This is a genomic window from Microcoleus sp. bin38.metabat.b11b12b14.051 (assembly GCF_013299165.1).
Lineage (GTDB): Bacteria > Cyanobacteriota > Cyanobacteriia > Cyanobacteriales > Microcoleaceae > Microcoleus.
The window spans coordinates 374,193-394,009 of the sequence record NZ_JAAFKD010000001.1 but is presented as its reverse complement, the minus strand read 5'-3'; the positions used below and the strand labels follow the sequence as shown (position 1 = coordinate 394,009).

The window sequence follows — 19,817 nt, the reverse complement described above, 5'->3', positions numbered from 1 at the left end:
AACGCCGAAGTCTCAAATCTCCAATCTAAAGTTGTGCAGTAAATCTAAAATCCTTGTTTTGTCTTCCGAATCGAGGCGAGGCTCGCGCTCGCTGAAGTTTGACGCCGAAGTCTCAAATCTCCAATCGAAAAATGGAAAATCGACGGACTGGGCTGGAAGTTTGAGAAGCGATGCTGCCGATCGGCTTTTTCTCAACTGTTCCAGAGTTTTCTGTAAAATAACAGAGACAAAAGTTTTTCTGAGCAGGGCGTCTAAGCTATAGTTGCCTAGAAATATAGCATAAATACAATGGCTTTGTCAACCCAAAGTAGATAAAAAATTAAATTCTATTTAAGTCTATAAATGACTGTAGATTGAATGAAGTTTTATAATACGACAAAAGTCAATCTTTTGCCAATAGGTTTTTATGACAAGCGTTCCTGTATCTCGCATTCGTAATTTTTCGATTATTGCTCACATCGACCACGGAAAATCCACTTTGGCCGATCGCCTGTTGCAGGCGACTGGGACTGTGAAGGCACGGGAAATGAAGGAGCAGTTTTTAGACAACATGGATCTCGAACGCGAACGTGGCATTACGATCAAGCTGCAAGCGGCTCGGATGAATTACACTGCCAAGGACGGTCAGGACTACGTGCTGAATCTGATCGACACTCCCGGACACGTGGACTTCTCTTACGAGGTTTCGCGATCGCTCGCTGCTTGCGAAGGTGCGCTGCTGGTGGTAGACGCTTCTCAAGGCGTGGAAGCACAAACCTTGGCAAATGTCTACCTTGCCTTGGGAAACAATTTGGAAATTATTCCGGTTTTAAATAAAATTGACCTACCGGGGGCGGAACCGGAACGGGTAAAAGGGGAAATTGAAGAAATTATCGGTCTCGACTGTAGCGGGGCGATCGAGGCTTCTGCTAAGGAAGGAATTGGTATTGATGAGATTTTGGAGGCGATCGTAGAATTCGTGCCGCCGCCGCAGGATACTGTGGAGAAACCGCTGCGGGCGCTAATTTTTGATAGTTATTACGATGCTTATCGCGGGGTAATTGTGTATTTCCGGGTGATGGACGGAAGTGTGAAAAAGGGCGATCGCGTGTTGTTGATGGTTTCGGGGAAGGAATATGTCATTGATGAATTGGGCATCCTGTCACCGACACAAGTACAAGTAGATGAATTGCACGCGGGGGAAGTTGGTTATCTGGGCGCGGCAATTAAGGCGGTAGCTGATGCTCGCGTTGGCGATACGATTACTTTGGTCAAAAAGCCTGCACCGGAGCCTTGGCCTGGTTATACGGAGGCTAAGCCGATGGTTTTTTGTGGCTTATTCCCGATCGATGCTGACCAGTTTCCAGACTTGCGGGAAGCTTTGGAAAAACTGGAACTTAACGATGCGGCGCTTTCCTATGAACCGGAAACTTCTAGTGCGATGGGATTTGGTTTCCGCTGCGGTTTCTTGGGTTTGCTGCACATGGAAATTGTGCAGGAAAGATTGGAAAGAGAATACAATTTGGATTTGATTGTTACGGCTCCTTCTGTGGTTTATCAAGTCACAACAATTAAGGGAGAAGTGTTAACAATTGACAATCCGAGCCACTTACCCGATCCTCAGTATCGCGAGAAGATTGAGGAACCTTATGTGCGGGTAGAAATGCTATCGCCGGAAACCTATGTCGGCGCGCTGATGGAGTTATCTCAAACTCGGCGGGGCATTTTTGTGGATATGAAATATCTGAGTCAGGGGCGGACTACGCTGGTTTATGAGTTACCTTTGGCGGAGGTGGTGACGGACTTTTTCGATCAGATGAAATCGCGATCGCGCGGTTATGCGAGTATGGAGTATCACATCATCGGTTATCGCGAAAATCCGTTGGTGAAATTGGACATTTTAATTAATGGCGATCCGGTTGATGCTTTGGCGATGATCGTGCACCGGGATAAGGCTTACAATGTGGGCCGTGGCTTGACGGAGAAACTGAAGGAATTGATTCCTCGCCACCAGTTTAAGGTGCCGATTCAAGCGACTATTGGCGCTAAGGTGATTGCTTCGGAACATATTCCGGCTTTGCGGAAGGATGTGTTGGCGAAGTGTTACGGCGGCGATATTTCGCGGAAGAAGAAGTTACTACAAAAGCAGGCGAAGGGTAAGAAGCGGATGAAGTCTGTGGGTACTGTGGATGTGCCGCAGGAGGCTTTTATGGCTGTGCTGAAGCTCGATCGCGATTCGTAATTTGTGTGTTGGGGCCGATCGCAAGTGCGATCGTCCCAATATTGGATGTACGGGTGGCCAGAAACCGGGTTTTTCACGAAAATCCACAGGTTCCAGCCCGTAGAATTGGTAAAAACCCGGTTTCTTTGGTGTGGAAGTGCGATCGGGAATTTGTGCGATTATGTGCGATCGGCTTTGTGAGCGAGGCAGCCCGTTATAATTAAGGGCATAATTGAAGCGGATAATGAAAAGGCTCTGGCTGTTGTGGAATAGTTAATGCACCGACGCGATCGCACTCCTGAAGAAGATGAGATATATGAGTTAGTGATTGCATTAATCGAAAAGTTTGAACAAGAATTGTATGCACCAGGAGCAGATGATTATCGCCAAATTGTTTAAAATTGGTATTAAATCGAGCGATCGACAATATGAGAGCGCAACCACTCAGTAAAGTCATCGCGGGCGATCGCACTTGATGCGACTTGTAAAATAATTTGTTCTTGCTCATCCACAGGTGCAGAAATTTCAAATCCGTTCAAAACTAAAAAGACTTCCATTGCTGCGTGGCCGATGCGTTTGTTACCATCCAAGAAGGGATGATTTTTAATTAAAGCAAAGCCAATAGCGGAAGCTTTTTCTACGATAGTTGGGTAAAGTTCCTCCCCGCCAAAGGTCATGCGCGGCTGAGCTAAAGCTGACTCTAATGCTCCTAAATTGGCGATACCAGATACTCCGCCAGACTGCTCGATAATGCGGCGATAAAGTTCTAAGACTTCAGTTAAAGTTAGATAGCGCATTATGCCAGTTTTTGGTAGAGTTCAGCATTCTTTTTGAGGACGTATTCCATAGAGTTTTCAAAGGCTATTTCTGGTGTTGCGAGCAAGCTTTCGGCGCTCATGAGTAGTAATGCTTCTAGTGAGATACCCAGACTAGAAGCTGTTTCCTGTAGCTTGAGAAGACGTTCGTCGGGAATGGTGATGGTAATGGTTTGCATTCTGTTTGTAACTTTGACGATACTCTGAGTGTAGCACGTCAGTTATTTTAGGCCGATTCGGGTTGTTTGAAAGGGCGATGTCTGCGGCTGGCTACACGCACTTTTTGCCGAAGGGCGATGCCTTCGGCAAATAAATGATTACAGATTACTCATTATCCTCATCATCATCCGGGCCAAATAAATCGCTAGCTTTACTACCCAAAAGTCCAAAAATCGCACCCACACCCATATTCCAAGTAGTATTGCAACTCTCAAAAATCCGAAGTTGTTGGGGAGATAGACTATCTTTAGTACCAAGCGATACACACACGCCTCCAGAAAGTAAAGTCAAACAAATCACGCTGAAGAAGACTTGCTGGAAAGCTGGGGGAATTTGAGGAGGAGTATTTTTAGGAGTCATTTGAGTAGATTTCCGTTTAGCGGGTGTGATATTGGATTTAGTTTTCATGATTGCTACCTTTTATTGAATATGTTTTAATCTTAAAACCTCAAAGCTTGAAATTCAGCCTGTGTATAGGTTTCAGTTACTATGAGTTTGGTATGTGTTTGGGATGCGTTTGGTTGGCGATCGCTTATAATACTGAAAAGATTTGTAATTTGGCTATGCCGCAATCAACGCTCAAAGCATCAGAGGCTGGAATCGAAAAAGCAGAAAGAGCTCGCATAGATAAAAGCTGGAGTCGCCAAGACTTAGCGGGTTACGCTGTGGTGGAAGGCGAAAAGCCGGATGGTATTGATAGACAAACAATTAATAAATTTTTCAACCTAAAAAATGTCAAGCACCAGTATTTTGTGGCAATTTGCAGGGCTTTAGGATTGGATTGGGAAGACATTAGAAATCCCAATATAACTACGCATGGGGGCCCAGAAACCGGGTTTTTTCACGAAAATACTTCGTTGCAGTCCACAGATTCGGTGAAAAACCCGGTTTCTTCGATCGCAGTGGATAATTCCGACTACAATAATCCCTTTATTCCCCAGCATGGTAAAATAGACGACCCGCGATTTTTATTTGGCAGAGAACGGGAAATTCGGCGGGTATTCGAGACGCTGAATAGTGGCAGTAGTGTAGCGATAGTGGGCGAAAGGGCGATCGGCAAAAGTTCTCTGCTACAAGCAATTTACCAACAAGCACCAACTCAACTTCGTCCTCAGCGTCAACCTATTTATCTCAACTTGCAAAATATTTGCGACGAAGATGATTTTTACGGTGCTTTGTGCAGCTTTATAGGTATCGAAACAGTCAAGGGATTTTTACTGCAACGAGCTTTAGAATCGCACCGATTGCTGTTGCTTTTAGATGAAGTTGAAAAAATGACCTGGGATGGATTTACTAACCAAATACGCGGGCAATTGCGGGGTTTAGCAGAGGGAAGCAACGCACCTTTGCGTCTAGTTGTGGCGGCCTGCACCTCTCTCGATATGCTGTTTCCTGACAGTCAAGACCAAAATATGACTTCTCCTTTCAAAGGAATTTGTATTGAGGAAACACTGAAGCGATGGGATGATGAAATCTGTCGCAAATTTATTGCAAGTCGCCTCCAGGCTGACTGGTTAACACCTGTTCCCGAACCAGTCTGTTTTACAGAGGAAGAAATTGCGGGTTTAATTGCTGAAAGTGGCGGTTATCCTCAGAAATTGATGCAATTGTGCCATCAAACTTATGCTCGTTATATTAACAACGATACTAACTCCGACTTAAATACTCCGTCAATCTCTTAGTCCGCGAAGGCGGACTTTGTTTGTGTAGACGCGGTTTCAACCGCCGAGTAATCTTCGTTTTTGTAGACTACCGAGTAATCTAAAAACTTATGAATCAAAACCATCACCCCGTACCTCGGTTAGATTTAGCTCCAAAACTGAAGCGCCCTCTTTCTTTGTGGAATCCTTTAGATTACCTGCGATTGTTATATTGGGTGTTTTTCTTTCCTCAAGCTGTGCGACGGTATGAGTTTACTTTTGGCGGTGAATCTAATTTAGAAGACACCAAAACCTGGCGAGAAAAGTGGGATTGGTTGCGTCAAAATCCCATTCAGCGTCAGTTAATTTTGCAAGGCTTGATGTTAATCATTGTTATCCCGATAGGCTTGAGTAGACTTTTGGAGGAAATAGGCGTTTCTATCGATTGGCGGAGCGTGGTGGGGGGCGTGGCGTTCGGCGTGGTGGGGGGCGTGGTGGGGGGCGTGGCGTCAGGCGTGGCGTCAGGGTGGAATGGCTGCACGACAGATGCTTGCCCGTTCCGTCCGGCCCCCGGGCCAGGGCCAGTTTTGGGCGTGGGACGTGGCGTGGCGTCGGGCGTGGCGTTGGGCGTGGCGTTGGGCGTGGCGTGGGGCGTGGCGAGGGGCGTGGCGTTGGGCGTGGCGTTCGGCGTGGCGTTCGGCGTGGCGATCGGCGTGGCGATCGCACGTCCTGAAAATTGGCTTTTCGCTGTACCGTTTACGCTACTTCAGCGCCAACAACAAAATAGACAATTTCCTCACATTACCCCGCTTCCCCTGCCCTACCTGTCTGTTCAAATAGCTAATTGGCTGAGGCGGGATTGGGAAACAGGATTGCACAACATTGACGAACTACTAAAATTTACTCTTCAGTTTATCCCTGTTATTCAAGCTGTAAATCGCGTACTAGCAGAGACACCAAGAGACCAAATTATCTATCGTATCTCTCAATTATCAGAAAATCCTTATGATTGGAAGTTAGTGCATTTTGCCTCAGCTTCCCTCAGTGAAACCATGAAGTCAGAAGCAGTAGCAAGTTTTTTCATCATCGCACCTTGGAAACAACAAATTCAAGCTCGTTTTCAAACAGAAATTCGTTTAAATAGTCCTGCCCGTGCCTCTGCTGCTGGTTTCTGGTATCTCCACGAACAGGAACCAGAGAAAGCTACAGCAGCTTTTGCTGTAGTCCGAGATTTGCTTTATGGAGAAGAGATGTTTACCTTAGCGCAAATTCTCACAGGTTTTCACCAAACATCAGAACTAGCCGAAATAGCTGCCTTGAAATTGCCACCTTCCCCAAATCCACCTGTGCTGCGCGGGACTACTTGGGAAGTAATTGCCTCTCTACGACGGGTAATTGCCGATGTTCAACTCGTTCAGAATAGCGTATCTCGTTATGCCCGTCCCTTGGCGCTCCTCCGAGCATTAGGTGAACTTGAAACTATCCTAAAACGTTCAGATATTATACCAAAACCCGAACAAGATTTAATTATTAAAACTGCCAAAAAATGGCTAGAGATATTACTGCAATTGACAATAGAAATAGGAGATATTTCAATTACTCAACCTGTGAGTAACCCCTATGTAATCGGCGATCCAGTCCAAGGCAATCTGTTTGTCGGCCGCGAAGACATCATCAAACAGCTAGAGGAGTTGTGGGTAAAGGGCGATCAATTGCAATCTGTTGCTCTCTACGGTCATCGGCGGATGGGCAAAACATCGATCTTGTTGAATGCTAGCAACTGCCTCGGAGCAAGGGTACAGGTAGCCTATGTCAACTTGCTGCTGGTGGCAGATTGTTCTCAAGGAGTCGGCGAACTACTAATATTCGTCACCGATGCCATTGCCAAAATAGTCAAAATTGCTCCTCCGGCAGATAAAGATTTACTCGATTTGCCCTACATCACTTTTCGACGCTACATCGAACAAATCATCGGAAATATAGAAGGTGGATTAATTATTGCTTTAGACGAATTTGAAAAAATCGAAGAATTGATAAACGCGGGGAAAATCGCACCAGATTTTATCGGTTTTTTGCGCGGCATGGTGCAAATGAGTTCTAAAATCGCCTTTGTGTTTGCCGGATTGCACACCTTAGATGAAATGACCGGGGATTATTTCAATCCTTTTTTTGCTAGCATTATCCCCATCCGAGTTGGTTTCCTGAATTCACCTGCAACTAGCCAAATTTTAGCCAATCCCGATGATGATTTTATCCTCGACTACAAACCCGAAGCACTCGATCGCATTTACGAACTAACCGGCGGCCAACCCTATCTCACGCAATTAATCGGATTTCTATTAGTCCGCCACTACAACGACCAAGTATTTGAAATCGGACGCCCCCGCGATCCAATGTTTAGCATAGAAGATGTGGAAATAGTCATCAATGACCCTGATTTTTTCAGCAGAGGTCGCTACTATTTTACAGGAGTTTGGGGTCAAGCAAGCGAAGGCGCACCGGGACAACAGCAGATTTTAAGAGCATTAGCACCTCATTTAGATGGAATGAATTGCGACAGTCTGAGTGCAGAAATAGGGATGGATAGAACAAGTTTAGAGGAAGCATTAAAAACTCTGGAACGCCACGATGTAGTTCAACAAAGTGATGGTTGCTACTGTATTAGTGTGGAACTATTTCGCCGTTGGGTTCAGATGTCATTGGGAGGGAACGGGTAGATATACCGTTGAAAAAACAAGCTTGGTACAATAGAATTGTTTGGTTTATTTCGTCCACCCAATGTATAAGGTGCGTCGCGATGAAATTGTCGATTTAAGTTAGGGATTGATCGCAAGCGACGCACCCTACGAATACTGTAGGGTGTGTCGCCATTGACAATTCTCAAGAAAAAAGCGACCATCTAATAGCGACGCACCTCTTTTTTTAAAGCTCTGTAGGTGCGTCGCGATGAAATTGTCGATTTAAGTTAGGGATTGATCGCAAGCGACGCACCCTACGAATACTGTAGGGTGTGTCGCCATTGACAATTCTCAAGAAAAAAGCGACCATCTAATAGCGACGCACCTCTTTTTTTAAAGCTCTGTAGGTGCGTCGCCATGAAATTGTCGATTTAAGTTAGGGATTGATCGCAAGCGACGCACCCTATGAATACTGTAGGGTGTGTCGCCATTGACAATTCTCAAGAAAAAAGCGACCATCTAATAGCGACGCACCTCTTTTTTTCAACCTCTGTAGGGTGTGTCGCCATTGACAATTCTCAAGAAAAAAGCGACCATCTAATAGCGACACACCTCTTTTTTTCAACCTCTGTAGGGTGTGTCGCCATTGACAATTCTCAAGAAAAAAGCGACCATCTAATAGCGACGCACCTCTTTTTTTCAAGAATCCAGGACACAAACCCAACATTTTTGTGGAATCAAGCTTTTTTATAAACCGATTGGTAGGGTGAAGTGACTAAAGTCTGGAAGTACGATCGCACTTCCACAGTGCTAATACCATTTCCGCCCCTTCCCTTCAAATCTCCTCTTCCTCTTCACCGCTAGACTCGCCTGAAAAAAGTAATTCTATATCCCGATAACCGCTGACTATTCTCACAATTTCAATATTTCCACTGACAACTCGATAAAAAATCAAGTAATCTTCTACTAAAAAACTCCGCAAATCCAGCTCCAATTCATCCCGACTTCTCCCCATACTTGGAAAATCAACCAATAACTTGCACTGCTGCTTAATCGCTTCCTTCAGTCTTCTAGCAGAATCCGGGTTAAACTGAGCAATATAGCGGACAATCTCTTTCAATTCACGCTTCGCTGAAGGTGCTAAAATATACCGAGTCATTACTTAACCTCCTCAGCTTGCTGCATTTGCGCTTCTATCCGACAAATATCTTCCTCGATTTCATCAAATACCTCTTCGCCATCCATCCCTTCACCGCGATCTAATTCTTCTATCCCTACTCGAATTTTTTCCTTCAAGTCAGCAAGACGCTTCTCTTTAATGCGATCGCGCTCCCACAACAACCGCAAAGCTTCCCCTACCATCTCACTCGCTGAGGAATATTTACCTTTTTTAACCTGTTCTTGGATTAACTTTTCGAGTTCTGAAGTCAAAGATATATTCATCACAATTTGCTCCGCTATCGACAATTTTATGATATCGCTTTTAACAGTAGATTAGATCGATCGCCCTTTTCTGTCTCAGCTTAAACCGATTGCGAGGGCGATCGCCACCAAAAAGTGCGATCGGGCTCCTATCCCGAGCGTAAATCCCAAGCGTCAACTCACCGATATTTGAATGCACGGGGCAGAAGTCAAAACTAATACCGCCGATATTCCCACAGTCGATCGAGCAGTTATCGACTTTTTGCTCCTGACTTCGACTGCACAACATATTGTGAGTCTTAAGGTTTTACAAAATACAGCACATATCAATTAATTGTACAACTAATTAATAGTCTGTTTTAATACCATTGAATTATTGATATAAGTATCCCACTACATCAGTTCGATCGCTGAGAATTTGGTAGAGCGCGTCTCAGTCTCTATTTATTCGACAACAAATCAACCTTTTAATTGTACAATTCAGGGAGACTAGCTATATTCAGAATTTCTGTGTATGCTGAAATCAACAATCAACAATCAACCAATGAGTAGTATCGTTACAGGCGCGGCAGGCTTTATCGGCTCTAATTTAGTAGAGACTCTTTTAAATCAAGGTGAGCAAGTAATCGGCGTTGATGAAGTCAACGATTATTACAATCCCGAATTGAAAAGAAAAAATCTCGCTCATTTTGAAAAAAATCCGAATTTTAAACTGGTTGAGGGAAATATCTTATCTTTGGATTGGAAACCGCTTTTAGCCAATGCCGAAGTCATTTACCACCAAGCAGCCCAAGCAGGAGTCCGTGCTAGTTGGGGAGACGGTTTCCGCAGCTATACCGCTCGCAATATCAATGCAACTCAGCTACTCCTAGAAGCAGCAAAAGATGCACCGCAACTGAAAAAGTTTGTATTGGCTTCGTCTTCGTCGGTGTACGGCAATGCTGAAACTTTCCCTACTTCCGAAACTGCCTGCCCTCAACCCGTTTCTCCTTACGGCATTACCAAATTGGCCGCTGAACGTTTGGCTTCACTTTATTATCACAATTTTGGCGTTCCGGCAACCATCCTGCGGTATTTTACTGTTTACGGGCCTCGCCAGCGTCCCGATATGGCATTTCACATATTTTTCAAATCTATTTTGCGCGGCGAAGCGATTTCAATTTACGGAGACGGACAGCAAACGCGAGATTTCACATTTATTAGCGATTGCGTTGCTGCTAATTTAGCTGCTGCTAAAGTGCCCGAAGCAATCGGGGAAATTTTCAATATTGGGGGCGGAAGTCGAGTTGCTTTGGCAGAAGTTATTCAGACTATGGAAAGCATTGTCGATCGCCCGATTCGCATCAATTACCTAGAATCGAGCAAAGGAGATGCGCGAGATACTAGCGCTGACGTATCAAAAGCTAAGAAAATCTTGGGATATCAGGCGCAGGTTTCTTTGAGGGAAGGGTTGAGGCAAGAATGGGAATGGGTACAGTCTTTGTACGGTTAGAGTGCGCTGAACCTACTCATATTAAGTGCAATCAGGGATGAAGCTACCGGATACGATTAGTTCAGAAACCCGGTTTCATTGAGAAACCGGGTTTCTGAGTGTTATATTTTTTATGAAGTTACTTAAGTATTTTTTCGTAATTATATAAGTGTAAGTAAAATTAACTAGGTTAGCTGCTGTGTAGATCGAAATCAGTTGAAAATATTTGACTGTGCTAAGTTAATTAAAGATTTTATGAAAGTGGGGCGCAGTCTTTACATTGTCGATCGATATTTTGCTATTCTATATAGCAAGTTTGGTTCGATCGACTCAATTGTTGTACCACAGTCTTGCACTCTAAACAGAACGGCAGTTTCCCCCATGAGAATTTTAGTTACAGGCGGTGCGGGTTTCATCGGTTCCCATCTGATCGATCGCTTAATGGCCCAAGGACACGAGGTAGTCTGCCTGGATAACTTTTACACCGGGACTAAGCGCAATATCCTTAAATGGATGGACAATCCCTATTTTGAGCTGATCCGCCACGACATCACGGAACCGATTCGCTTAGAGGTAGATCAGATTTACCATCTGGCTTGTCCGGCTTCGCCACTACACTATCAGTTCAATCCTGTCAAGACAATCAAAACAAACGTCATCGGCACGATGAATATGTTAGGGTTAGCCAAACGGGTAAAAGCAAGATTCTTTCTGGCCTCCACATCAGAAGTTTACGGCGATCCAGATGTCCACCCGCAAACAGAAGATTATCGCGGTAACGTTAATTGTATCGGTATTCGGAGCTGTTACGACGAAGGCAAGCGAGTAGCTGAAACCCTATCTTTTGACTACCACCGACAAAATGGTGTAGACATTCGAGTTGTGCGAATTTTTAATACCTACGGCCCGAGGATGTTGGAAAATGACGGCCGGGTAGTGAGCAATTTTATCGTTCAAGCTTTGCGAAATCAACCGCTGACTGTCTACGGCGACGGTTCCCAAACCAGGAGTTTTTGCTACGTTTCTGATTTGGTTGAGGGATTTATGCGCTTGATGAATAGCGATGAAATCGGGCCGATGAATTTGGGTAATCCCGGCGAATACACTATCTTAGAGTTGGCACAGAAAATTCAAAACATGATTAATCCAGGAGCGGAAATTATCTTCAAACCGCTGCCACAAGACGATCCAAAACAGCGACAACCGGATATTACTCTTGCTAAAAATTGGTTAGGGTGGGAGCCAACTGTGCCGCTGGATAAAGGTTTAGAGTTGACTGTGAAGGATTTTCGCGATCGCATTGAGGGAAATCTAAAGTAGAGATGGGGAGATGGGGAGATGGAGAGATAGGGAGATGGGGAGATGGGGAGATGGGGAGATGGTAAAATTTTCTACTTCTTATTTCCTCTTCCTTATTTCCTTCTGTCAACTGTCAACTGTCAACCCCTCGACTCCGCTCGGGGCAAGCTGTCAACTGTCAACTATCAACCCCTCGACTCCGCTCGGGGCAAGCTGTCAAATATCAACTGTTTACTAACTTTGAGGAGATTTATATGCGTGTTTGCGTCATCGGTACAGGATACGTCGGCTTAGTCACCGGCACTTGCTTGGCTCACATCGGACACCACGTGATTTGTGTTGATAACAACGAAGAAAAAGTTAAATTAATGAAGTCGGGACAGTCGCCAATTTTTGAACCCGGACTTTCTGAATTAATGCAATCGGCTTCTCAATCGGGAAAGCTTGAGTTTACTGCGGATTTAGCAGCAGGAGTTGCTCACGGGGACATTTTATTTATTGCGGTAGGGACGCCTCCTTTACCTACTGGGGAAAGCGATACTCGCTACGTGGAAGCGGTGGCGCGCGGCATTGGGGCTCACCTCGACGGCGATTATAAAGTGATTGTCAACAAATCTACTGTACCCATCGGTTCGGGAGATTGGGTGCGGAGAATTGTACTAGATGGTTTGGCTGAACGTCAAAAAGCTCACAGCGGTGAGGGCGTTACGGGTGAGGAAGTAGCAGCAAAAATTGGTGCTGATTTTGATGTGGTTAGCAATCCAGAGTTTTTGCGGGAGGGCTGCGCGGTTCACGATACGTTTAATCCCGATCGCATTGTTCTGGGCAGCAACTCTCAGCGGGCGATGGATATGATGCTACAATTATACACGCCAATTGTCGATCGCAAGTTTGCCGAAAATCCATCTTTGGCTGCGGTACCTGTGGTGATGACTGATATCAGTTCCGCAGAAATGATTAAGTACGCAGCTAATGCTTTTTTGGCGACTAAGATTAGCTTTATTAATGAAGTTGCTAATATTTGCGATCGAGTCGGTGCAGATGTTACCCAAGTAGCGAAAGGTATTGGTTTAGATTCGCGAATTGGTAGCAAGTTTTTGCAAGCAGGTATCGGTTGGGGCGGTTCTTGTTTCCCCAAAGATGTATCAGCATTAGTTCATACTGCTGAAGATTACGGCTACGAAGCGCATTTGCTGAAAGCTGCGGTTGAAGTTAACGAACGCCAGCGGTTGATTGCTATTGAAAAGTTGCAGCAAGTTTTGAAAATTCTCAAAGGTAAAACAGTCGGACTTTTAGGCTTGACTTTTAAGCCGGATACTGACGATTTGCGAGATGCTCCTTCGCTGAATTTAATCGAGAATTTGAATCGGTTGGGAGCAAAAGTTAAAGCTTACGATCCGATTGTTTCTCAAACTGGGATGCGTCACGGTTTGTCCGGTGTTTTGGTAGAAACAGATCCGGAAAGATTGGCTGACGGTTGCGATGCTTTGGTGTTGGTGACAGATTGGGAACAGTTTCGGAATTTAGATTATCAAAAAATGTCGAAGTTGATGGCTCATGCGGTGATGATTGACGGCCGCAATTTCTTAGATAAAAAAGTTTTAGAAGCGGCTGGTTTCCAATACGTGGGAATTGGCAGGTAAACAAGAGTTTTGAGTAAAATCTCTATCCCGTAAGGTGCGAAATGCGCACCTTACAAAGCGTAGAATCTCATTCGGTAGGGTGCGCAATGCGCACCTTACATTTACTCGTAGCCAACAATCGCGATTTTACCAGAAAAAATTGGTTTAAAGCCGGAACCCTTTGAGGCAGAAATTAAAAGAAGACTATTCATTGCTTCAATCCTCTTCCTTCCAGGTAGAGGTAGAGGTAGAGGTAGAGGTAGAGGTAGCTGTCAACTGTCAACTGTCAACTGTTAATCGCCCCGCCTGCTTTAGAAACTTTCCATTAATGTTTTTTCTTGAGCGTAAACATCGCGTAGCTTTTGCAGTGCTGAGGCAGAAATTACTGATTTAACTGTAGCGACTAATTTGCCCCAATCGTGCAAGCTGTCAACTGAAACAGCGGTTTTGAAGTTGTAGGTATAAAATTTAGTCCAAAACTCTGGTGCTTGGGTGCGTTTCCAGCGTTTGTACCAGCCGAGATAGTCTTGGGTGCAGGCTGGTTTTACTTCTAAGATTGGGGGGAAATCGGCGTAGCTGACAAATCTGCTGAGGCCTTTGGCGTGTACGTACACCATGTTGTGACAGCATTCGATTCGATAAATTTGGTCGGGTGTGATGTTGAACAAAAGTGCTACGGTTTCTTCGGTTACAAATCTCGATCGCGGATTGACGATTGAGGATTTGTGAATAATTTTTGAGGCGGCAATCCCTGACGATCTTAACTGATTCTCTGATATCATTGTAGGTGCATCTGGTGGTTGGTAAATCTATCTGCTGGGTGCGATCGACAGAAATTATCTGTCAGAATTAATTTTAACTGGCGATCGCCTTTTGTTTCGCCCGCCGCCGACTTGTGTCGCGCTCGATCCAAAATTTTCGATCCTTCGACTTCGCTGAAGGCAAAGCCCCCCGTTTCACATCCCAGACTCATGTGTAAAGCCAATCTAAAATCTAAAATCTAAAATCTAAAATTGACTGACCGGGCCGATCGCTTTTTGTTATATTATCCTAAATACAAAATTTTGTAAATAGTTTCTATGAGTAAAGGTTTAGTCAAATTGCGGGTTCGAGAGTTGGCGGCCGAGAAGGGATGGACGCTCAAGGAGGTTGCGGAGCGATCGGGCGTCGGGTACAGTACGATCAGCAATTATGCCCGCTCTCAGGGGATGGCGATGGTTGACTTTGCGGCAGTATACAAGTTGGCCCGCACTTTTGATGTGCTGATTGAGGATTTTGTGATAATTATGGAAAAGTAGGTGCTGTTTGGCGATCGAAGTTTTGGTGGAGATTATTGAGGAATAGGCGTTTGTGACAAGAAATCTTCCCGCCAGGTAAATAGAATTTGTTCTTCAGCTTGCCTAAATTCAATGTTGAAGCGATCGAACACGACTTCTCGGCCTAAAAGCAATTGTTCTCCACCTGTATTTGTTTGTAACCAGGCGACAGGAGCAATAAAACTGTGTCCGTCAATAGTCATTTCAAGATTCCGGATTACATACTCAACTCTTCCGCCTACAGTTTCTGCTAATAAAGAAGATTCTGCATCAGCCAAAGCAAACCCTAAGTCTTGACCAAGTTTAAAGGAAATTAAACTCAGTTCAGCGCCGGAGTCTACTAACATAGTTGTGGAAATTTCTACATCTCTATGCTTCATTGTAACATGATAGTTTGGCTGCCAATTATGGCGAGAAACTGTCCTAAAGCGAATGGATAAAATTTGAATAGAAGCAGTGGAACGGGGAACCAAATAAATTGCATAAAGCTCTCCTGAAGCTTGAGCTAAATCTAAAATTTCCCGCAAGTTTTCACTGTGAGCGATTAATCGTTCGGCGTTGTAAGCAACATATTGATTGCGATAGAAATCTAATAAATCCAGTCGGTTGCGGTTGAGCCACTTTAGCATCTCCCGACTTTGTTCTTTTGAGGGTGTATTAGTCATAAATTTGGGGGATTATTATGATTATACAATTTCAGATAATCAATTGTAGCATTTGGAATCAGGCTGTGCGATCGCACAACAGATTTCTGCGACCAAGTGAAACAATTATATATTGAGCAGTAATATCGATCGATCGCCCATCCAGACGCGCGATCGCCTATAATCAAACTAACCCGCTTGGAGCAGCGCATCAGGAGAGCCGTCAAATGTCAGATCCGATTACCTTGGGCTTGCTGTTTACCGTCGCTTGGCAAGGCATTCTAGGGACTCAAGTTAATGATGCAGTCAAGCACGCCTGTTTGACTGGGGTTAAAAAAGTATCACGAAACGGTAAAATTGTCAATCACGATTTAGAAAAAGCACTAAAAACTTCTTTCCTGAAAGCTCAGCAGCAAATCGCCTCGGAATGCAAACAGGAAATCGACCCGAAAAATGCGAATAACCGAGAGAGTTTTAGCTATTCGCTGCAAGACAGGCGGCGCCATTTTGATTGGTTGAGACGAAAGGTTGAAAAGTTAAAATTAGATTTAGAACAGGTTGATCAAGAAACAGTCCCGTCTGGGATTCCGATTGCAGGTTTAGACGAGATAGAATTGCTGCTGACTGCGACAGATGAGTTAAAGCAGAATCGGGTAGCAGTAGTCAAGCAAAAACTGCTAGAAGTTGCTCTGGAAAATTGCGATGTCGCACCCTACAAGACAAAGTTAGAGCAAGAGTTGTTTGCCTTGGTAGCTGCATACTTTGCTCAGGAAATCAAGGAAAATGAAAAGGTTTTTCAGATATTTACCGGGCAAACATTGACGCGAATTGATACCAGAACCCAACAGATGTATGCTTGGCTTGAGGAGATTGTCGAAAAGAGCCGCATTGTCTACCAACCGATTGACTGGCAGAGTATTTGTCAGCAGATTTTAGATGAGAAAGAACAGCAGCGGCTGAGTAGCAATCAGCTAACTTTTGGCAACCATCAAATTGATGATGTTTATGTGCCGCTGGGTTTGGTGGAACGGCATAAAGTGACTCAGCGCCGGGAAGATTTGGCGGCTGAGGAAGGTTCGGATTTGTACCGGGAAAAAGAAGTAACTCAAACCTTTGAACATAGCGAGTTTCTGGAGCAAGTGCTGCGGGAAGGAAGGAGTCAGAAAAGCAACGGAAAGCGGTTAGCAATTATTGGGGAACCGGGGGCGGGGAAAACTACGCTGTTGCGGCGGATTGCTAATTGGGTGGCGGATGAAATTTCAGGGGCTATTGTTATTTGGATTGCTTTGGCAGATTTGCAGGGGAAAGATTTAGAATCCTATTTATTTGATAGTTGGTTGCTGGCGGCAATTAAGAGGGTTGGGAAAGCTGAGGCGACGGCGGATATTAAGGATGATTTTTTAGCTTTGTTTAATGCTGAGCGCGTTTGGTTGGTGTTGGATGGCGCGGATGAGATGGCTGCGGGTGATGGGAATCCTTTGGCGGAAATTCAGCGGCAAGTTAGAACCGGCGGCTGTGTTCAAAGGGCGCGGATTGTGCTAAGTTGTCGGCAGAATGTCTGGGATGCGATCGGCTCTGCGTTGGATACTTTTGATACTTATCGTACTCTGGAGTTTTCCTATCCCGAACAAGTTGAAATATTTATCGATAAGTGGTTTGGAACCCCCCCTAACCCCCCCTTGCTAAGGGGGGGGACAAGAGAGGAAGGGGATACTTTTGCTCGTGGTTTATCAACGCAAGGGACAGGAGAAGGGAACACTCTTACTCCCCCCTTAGCAAGGGGGGCTGGGGGGGTTCTTCCTCCATCATTCCCAACCGAAAATACAGAAGAAACTCTTGCTCCCCCCTTAGCAAGGGGGGCTGGGGGGGTTCTTCCTCCATCATTCCCAACCGAAAATACAGAAGAAACTCTTACTCCCCCCTTAGCAAGGGGGGCTGGGGGGGTGCTTTCTCCATCATTCCCAACCGAAAATACAGAAGAAACTCTTGCTCCCCCCTTAGCAAGGGGGGCTGGGGGGGGTGCTTTCCCAACAGCTACGGGAAGCATTAGCAGCATCGGGGAAAGAGCGAATTCAAGACTTAGTAAAAAATCCCCTGAGATGTTCGCTGCTGTGCGGTACTTGGCAGTCGTTAGATGGCGATTTACCGGATACTAAGGCTAAGCTTTATCGGCGGTTTGTGACTACTTTGTATCAGTGGAAAGAACCGCGCTTAAATTGGATTCAGCAGCAGGAATTGAATGCGGCTTTGGGGAAATTGGCTCTGGCTGGGATGTTAAATGAAACGGATCGGTTTCAGTTACGAGAAAGTGTGGGATATCGGGTGATGGGTGCATCGCTGTTTGAGTTAGCTGGCGATTTGGGTTGGCTGAATTTGGTGGCGAGGGATGCGGAGACGGCGGAAGGGATTTATGCTTTTTATCATCCGACTTTTCAGGAATATTTTGCGGCGTTGGCGGTTGAGGATTGGCATTTTTTCTTGAATCATATTCCTGGGAATCCGCAGCATCCTGATGCTCGATATCGCATTTTTGAGAAGCAGTGGAAGGAGGTTATTTTGCTGTGGTTGGGGCGCGAGGAGGTTGGGAAGGACGAGAAGGAAGCGTTTATTAAGGCGTTGGTTAAGTTTGAGGATGGGTGTGATGGTGGTTTTTATTGGTATCGTGCGTATTTTCTAGCGGCGGCGGGGATTGTTGAGTTTAAGGATTGTAGTTTTGCTGATGAGATTGTGTCGAAGATTATCAAGCAGGGATTTGGTTATTTTGATGATGAAATACAGCAGTGGGTGAACGTCAATAGAACTGTTTTCAGGAGAGCAAAGGAGATACTGAAAGATACTGATCGGGAAAGAGCGATCGCCGCTTTAGTCAAGTTAACCCGCAATTCAGGTGATAAACGTACCCGGTGGGTAGCGGCAGGAGGCTTAGGGGAAATAGGCAAAGATAACCCAGTGGCGATATCGGCTTTAGTCCAGTTAATACGTACTTCTCAGGATGAAAATACCAGGAAAGAAGCGGCAGAAAGCTTAGGTAAAGTAGGCAAAGATAACTCAGTTGCGATCGTCGCTTTAGTAGAGTTAATTAGCAATTCAGGTGATAAACATACCAGGATGGAAGCGGCAAATAGCTTAGGGACAATAGACAAAGATAACCCAGTGGCGCTCGCTACTTTAGCAGACTTAATCCGCAATTCAAGTGATGAAGATACCCTGCGTAAGTTGGTAGCTAGCCTAGGTAAAATAGGGAAAAACAACTCAGAAGCAATCGCCACTTTAGCCGAGTTAATCTGCAATTCAGGTGAAGTATCTACCAGGATGGAAGCAGCATATAGCCTAGGGGCAATAGACAAAGATAACCCAGTGGCGCTCGCAGCTTTAGTCGAGTTAATCAACAATTCTGGTGATGATTATACACGGTGGCGAGCGGCAGCTTGCTTAGGGATAATAAATAAAGATAACTCAGTAGCACTTTCCGCTTTAGTCGAGTTAATTCGTAATGCTGGTGACGAAAATATCCGGAGAATGGCGACCTATAGCTTAGGGGAAATAAACACAAATAACCCTGAAGCTATTGCAGCTTTAGTCGAGTTAATCCGCAATTGTGGTGATAAAGTTACCAGGATGGTAGCGACAGATAGCTTAGAAAAAATAGGCAAAAATAACCCAGTGGTGAGAGCCACTTTTGTCGAATTAATCCGCCATTCAGATCGTGAAAATAATCGGAGTATAGTGACAAATAGCTTAGAAGAAATAGGCAAAGATAACTCAGAGAAGATAGCAGCTTTAGTCAATTTAATCCGCAATTCAGGTAATGTATCTGCCCAAAGAAATGCGGCATTTCAATTAAGGGCAATCATGAAAGATAAATACTTCGCCACCGCAGTCTCAAGTTTGAAAGATTGCCTAACTTCCCAAGACCGGAGAAAGAGTTTTAATCGCTATAATCAATGCTACAGAGTCATCTGGGAATGTGCCCAAAACATGACTTACCCAGACTTTTATCAAGCATGGCACTCTCAACCCACCAATTCCCCAATACCCGACAACTCACAAAACACCGATCGCCCCACACTCCTCAAACAACTCAAACCCACAGATAAAACCTTCCCCGTGCCCCTCAACATTCGCGCCCTAGAAGGCGAAACCGATATAAGCGCGATCGCCCAAGAACTCTGTACCCAACTATATCAAACAATCTTCCCCACAGATACAGACATCCCCGCAATCCGCAACGCCCCGGAATTCAAGCGATTAATTCCCCAACTCAAAAACCGCCTGCAAACACAGCATATCGCCTTAATTTTACACTCGTGCCCCTGCGAAAATGCGCTTTCGTCTTTCACCCGCAAACTCGCCGACTCTCACATGGGTATTCATATCGCCTGGATTACTGATACAGCGCTGGAATTGCCGTTAACCGGTTTTGGGGTGGATGGAGTGGATTTGTTGGATGCTGTGCAGGATTGGATTGGGGGGATTGGTGCGTGATATTGG

General features: G+C 45.0%; 20 protein-coding genes. 12 read left to right on the top strand and 8 right to left on the bottom strand.

Annotated elements, in window-relative coordinates:
• Positions 1-406: 406 nt before the first annotated feature.
• Genes lepA through QZW47_RS01730 form a run of 3 tightly spaced genes read left to right on the top strand, consistent with a single transcriptional unit; the run spans position 407 to position 2,599 of the window.
• On the top strand, positions 407-2,221 hold the full coding sequence (gene lepA / locus QZW47_RS01740) for a translation elongation factor 4 (protein WP_293122802.1): 1,815 nt from the start codon (positions 407-409) through the stop codon (positions 2,219-2,221).
• 5 nt (positions 2,222-2,226) lie between these two features.
• Positions 2,227-2,424, top strand: coding sequence for a hypothetical protein (locus QZW47_RS01735; RefSeq protein ID WP_293122799.1), 198 nt, complete (start codon positions 2,227-2,229; stop codon positions 2,422-2,424).
• Between the two features lie 52 nt (positions 2,425-2,476).
• Entirely contained in the window at positions 2,477-2,599 is a 123-nt protein-coding gene (locus QZW47_RS01730; protein ID WP_293122796.1) for a hypothetical protein, read from the top strand.
• A gap of 8 nt (positions 2,600-2,607) precedes the next feature.
• Here QZW47_RS01730 and QZW47_RS01725 read toward each other — a convergent pair whose 3' ends face one another.
• From QZW47_RS01725 to QZW47_RS01715, 3 genes are all read right to left on the bottom strand, one after another.
• A complete protein-coding gene (locus tag QZW47_RS01725) occupies positions 2,608-2,997 on the bottom strand; it encodes a type II toxin-antitoxin system death-on-curing family toxin (protein ID WP_293122793.1) in 390 nt (129 codons plus the stop codon).
• Entirely contained in the window at positions 2,997-3,194 is a 198-nt protein-coding gene (locus QZW47_RS01720; RefSeq protein WP_293122790.1) for a DNA-binding protein, read from the bottom strand. Before QZW47_RS01720 ends, QZW47_RS01725 begins: the two co-directional genes overlap by 1 nt.
• 145 nt (positions 3,195-3,339) lie before the next feature.
• The gene (locus QZW47_RS01715) at positions 3,340-3,642 is read right to left on the bottom strand and encodes a hypothetical protein (RefSeq protein WP_293122787.1); all 303 of its coding nucleotides are present in this window, start codon (positions 3,640-3,642) and stop codon (positions 3,340-3,342) included.
• Between the two features lie 47 nt (positions 3,643-3,689).
• Between QZW47_RS01715 and QZW47_RS01710 the strand changes: the two genes are divergently transcribed.
• Positions 3,690-4,916 carry an AAA family ATPase gene (locus QZW47_RS01710; RefSeq protein WP_293122784.1) on the top strand — a complete coding sequence of 409 codons (1,227 nt, stop codon included), beginning with the start codon at positions 3,690-3,692 and terminating at the stop codon, positions 4,914-4,916.
• A gap of 89 nt (positions 4,917-5,005) precedes the next feature.
• On the top strand, positions 5,006-7,591 hold the full coding sequence (locus QZW47_RS01705; RefSeq protein WP_293122781.1) for an ATP-binding protein: 2,586 nt from the start codon (positions 5,006-5,008) through the stop codon (positions 7,589-7,591).
• A 796-nt stretch (positions 7,592-8,387) separates the two neighbouring features.
• Here QZW47_RS01705 and QZW47_RS01700 read toward each other — a convergent pair.
• Positions 8,388-8,711, bottom strand: coding sequence for a type II toxin-antitoxin system RelE/ParE family toxin (locus tag QZW47_RS01700; RefSeq protein WP_293122779.1), 324 nt, complete (start codon positions 8,709-8,711; stop codon positions 8,388-8,390).
• Positions 8,711-8,995: a type II toxin-antitoxin system ParD family antitoxin gene (locus QZW47_RS01695; protein WP_293122776.1), complete on the bottom strand. Its 285-nt coding sequence runs from the start codon at positions 8,993-8,995 to the stop codon at positions 8,711-8,713. Before QZW47_RS01695 ends, QZW47_RS01700 begins: the two co-directional genes overlap by 1 nt.
• A gap of 172 nt (positions 8,996-9,167) precedes the next feature.
• Here QZW47_RS01695 and QZW47_RS01690 point away from each other — a divergent pair, with 172 nt between their 5' ends.
• The 4 genes from QZW47_RS01690 (at position 9,168) to QZW47_RS01675 (ending at position 13,387) form a co-directional block, all read left to right on the top strand.
• A complete protein-coding gene (locus QZW47_RS01690; RefSeq protein ID WP_293122773.1) occupies positions 9,168-9,308 on the top strand; it encodes a hypothetical protein in 141 nt (46 codons plus the stop codon).
• 210 nt (positions 9,309-9,518) lie between these two features.
• Positions 9,519-10,466, top strand: coding sequence for an NAD-dependent epimerase/dehydratase family protein (locus tag QZW47_RS01685; RefSeq protein ID WP_293123394.1), 948 nt, complete (start codon positions 9,519-9,521; stop codon positions 10,464-10,466).
• Positions 10,467-10,826: 360 nt separating this feature from the next.
• Entirely contained in the window at positions 10,827-11,765 is a 939-nt protein-coding gene (locus QZW47_RS01680) for a UDP-glucuronic acid decarboxylase family protein (RefSeq protein WP_293123391.1), read from the top strand.
• 233 nt (positions 11,766-11,998) lie between these two features.
• The gene (locus tag QZW47_RS01675; RefSeq protein ID WP_293122770.1) at positions 11,999-13,387 is read left to right on the top strand and encodes a UDP-glucose/GDP-mannose dehydrogenase family protein; all 1,389 of its coding nucleotides are present in this window, start codon (positions 11,999-12,001) and stop codon (positions 13,385-13,387) included.
• 290 nt (positions 13,388-13,677) lie between these two features.
• Here the strand turns inward: QZW47_RS01675 and QZW47_RS01670 are convergent, their stop codons facing one another.
• Together QZW47_RS01670 and QZW47_RS01665 are read right to left on the bottom strand one after the other, a co-directional pair.
• Entirely contained in the window at positions 13,678-14,148 is a 471-nt protein-coding gene (locus tag QZW47_RS01670) for a hypothetical protein (protein WP_293122767.1), read from the bottom strand.
• Positions 14,145-14,351: a hypothetical protein gene (locus QZW47_RS01665; protein WP_293122764.1), complete on the bottom strand. Its 207-nt coding sequence runs from the start codon at positions 14,349-14,351 to the stop codon at positions 14,145-14,147. Before QZW47_RS01665 ends, QZW47_RS01670 begins: the two co-directional genes overlap by 4 nt.
• A gap of 94 nt (positions 14,352-14,445) precedes the next feature.
• Here QZW47_RS01665 and QZW47_RS01660 point away from each other — a divergent pair, with 94 nt between their 5' ends.
• Positions 14,446-14,664, top strand: coding sequence for a helix-turn-helix transcriptional regulator (locus tag QZW47_RS01660; RefSeq protein WP_293122760.1), 219 nt, complete (start codon positions 14,446-14,448; stop codon positions 14,662-14,664).
• A 32-nt stretch (positions 14,665-14,696) separates the two neighbouring features.
• Here the strand turns inward: QZW47_RS01660 and QZW47_RS01655 are convergent, their stop codons facing one another.
• A complete protein-coding gene (locus tag QZW47_RS01655; RefSeq protein ID WP_293122757.1) occupies positions 14,697-15,347 on the bottom strand; it encodes a retropepsin-like domain-containing protein in 651 nt (216 codons plus the stop codon).
• 206 nt (positions 15,348-15,553) lie between these two features.
• Between QZW47_RS01655 and QZW47_RS01650 the strand changes: the two genes are divergently transcribed.
• Together QZW47_RS01650 and QZW47_RS01645 are read left to right on the top strand one after the other, a co-directional pair.
• A complete protein-coding gene (locus tag QZW47_RS01650) occupies positions 15,554-17,482 on the top strand; it encodes an NACHT domain-containing protein (RefSeq protein ID WP_293122754.1) in 1,929 nt (642 codons plus the stop codon).
• A gap of 115 nt (positions 17,483-17,597) precedes the next feature.
• Positions 17,598-19,811 (top strand): HEAT repeat domain-containing protein, encoded by a 2,214-nt coding sequence (locus tag QZW47_RS01645; protein WP_366930793.1) that lies wholly within the window; start codon positions 17,598-17,600, stop codon positions 19,809-19,811.
• The last annotated feature ends 6 nt before the right edge of the window (positions 19,812-19,817 follow it).

Coding starts and splice junctions, on each gene's coding strand:
- QZW47_RS01645 (WP_366930793.1), top strand. CDS start 17,598: ATGTTAAATGAAACGGATCGGTTTCAGTTACGAGAAAGTGTGGGATAT.
- QZW47_RS01700 (WP_293122779.1), bottom strand. CDS start 8,711: ATGACTCGGTATATTTTAGCACCTTCAGCGAAGCGTGAATTGAAAGAG.
- QZW47_RS01680 (WP_293123391.1), top strand. CDS start 10,827: ATGAGAATTTTAGTTACAGGCGGTGCGGGTTTCATCGGTTCCCATCTG.
- QZW47_RS01705 (WP_293122781.1), top strand. CDS start 5,006: ATGAATCAAAACCATCACCCCGTACCTCGGTTAGATTTAGCTCCAAAA.
- QZW47_RS01655 (WP_293122757.1), bottom strand. CDS start 15,347: ATGACTAATACACCCTCAAAAGAACAAAGTCGGGAGATGCTAAAGTGG.
- lepA (WP_293122802.1), top strand. CDS start 407: ATGACAAGCGTTCCTGTATCTCGCATTCGTAATTTTTCGATTATTGCT.
- QZW47_RS01660 (WP_293122760.1), top strand. CDS start 14,446: ATGAGTAAAGGTTTAGTCAAATTGCGGGTTCGAGAGTTGGCGGCCGAG.
- QZW47_RS01720 (WP_293122790.1), bottom strand. CDS start 3,194: ATGCAAACCATTACCATCACCATTCCCGACGAACGTCTTCTCAAGCTA.
- QZW47_RS01685 (WP_293123394.1), top strand. CDS start 9,519: ATGAGTAGTATCGTTACAGGCGCGGCAGGCTTTATCGGCTCTAATTTA.
- QZW47_RS01670 (WP_293122767.1), bottom strand. CDS start 14,148: ATGATATCAGAGAATCAGTTAAGATCGTCAGGGATTGCCGCCTCAAAA.
- QZW47_RS01695 (WP_293122776.1), bottom strand. CDS start 8,995: ATGAATATATCTTTGACTTCAGAACTCGAAAAGTTAATCCAAGAACAG.
- QZW47_RS01675 (WP_293122770.1), top strand. CDS start 11,999: ATGCGTGTTTGCGTCATCGGTACAGGATACGTCGGCTTAGTCACCGGC.
- QZW47_RS01690 (WP_293122773.1), top strand. CDS start 9,168: ATGCACGGGGCAGAAGTCAAAACTAATACCGCCGATATTCCCACAGTC.
- QZW47_RS01730 (WP_293122796.1), top strand. CDS start 2,477: ATGCACCGACGCGATCGCACTCCTGAAGAAGATGAGATATATGAGTTA.
- QZW47_RS01715 (WP_293122787.1), bottom strand. CDS start 3,642: ATGAAAACTAAATCCAATATCACACCCGCTAAACGGAAATCTACTCAA.
- QZW47_RS01650 (WP_293122754.1), top strand. CDS start 15,554: ATGTCAGATCCGATTACCTTGGGCTTGCTGTTTACCGTCGCTTGGCAA.
- QZW47_RS01725 (WP_293122793.1), bottom strand. CDS start 2,997: ATGCGCTATCTAACTTTAACTGAAGTCTTAGAACTTTATCGCCGCATT.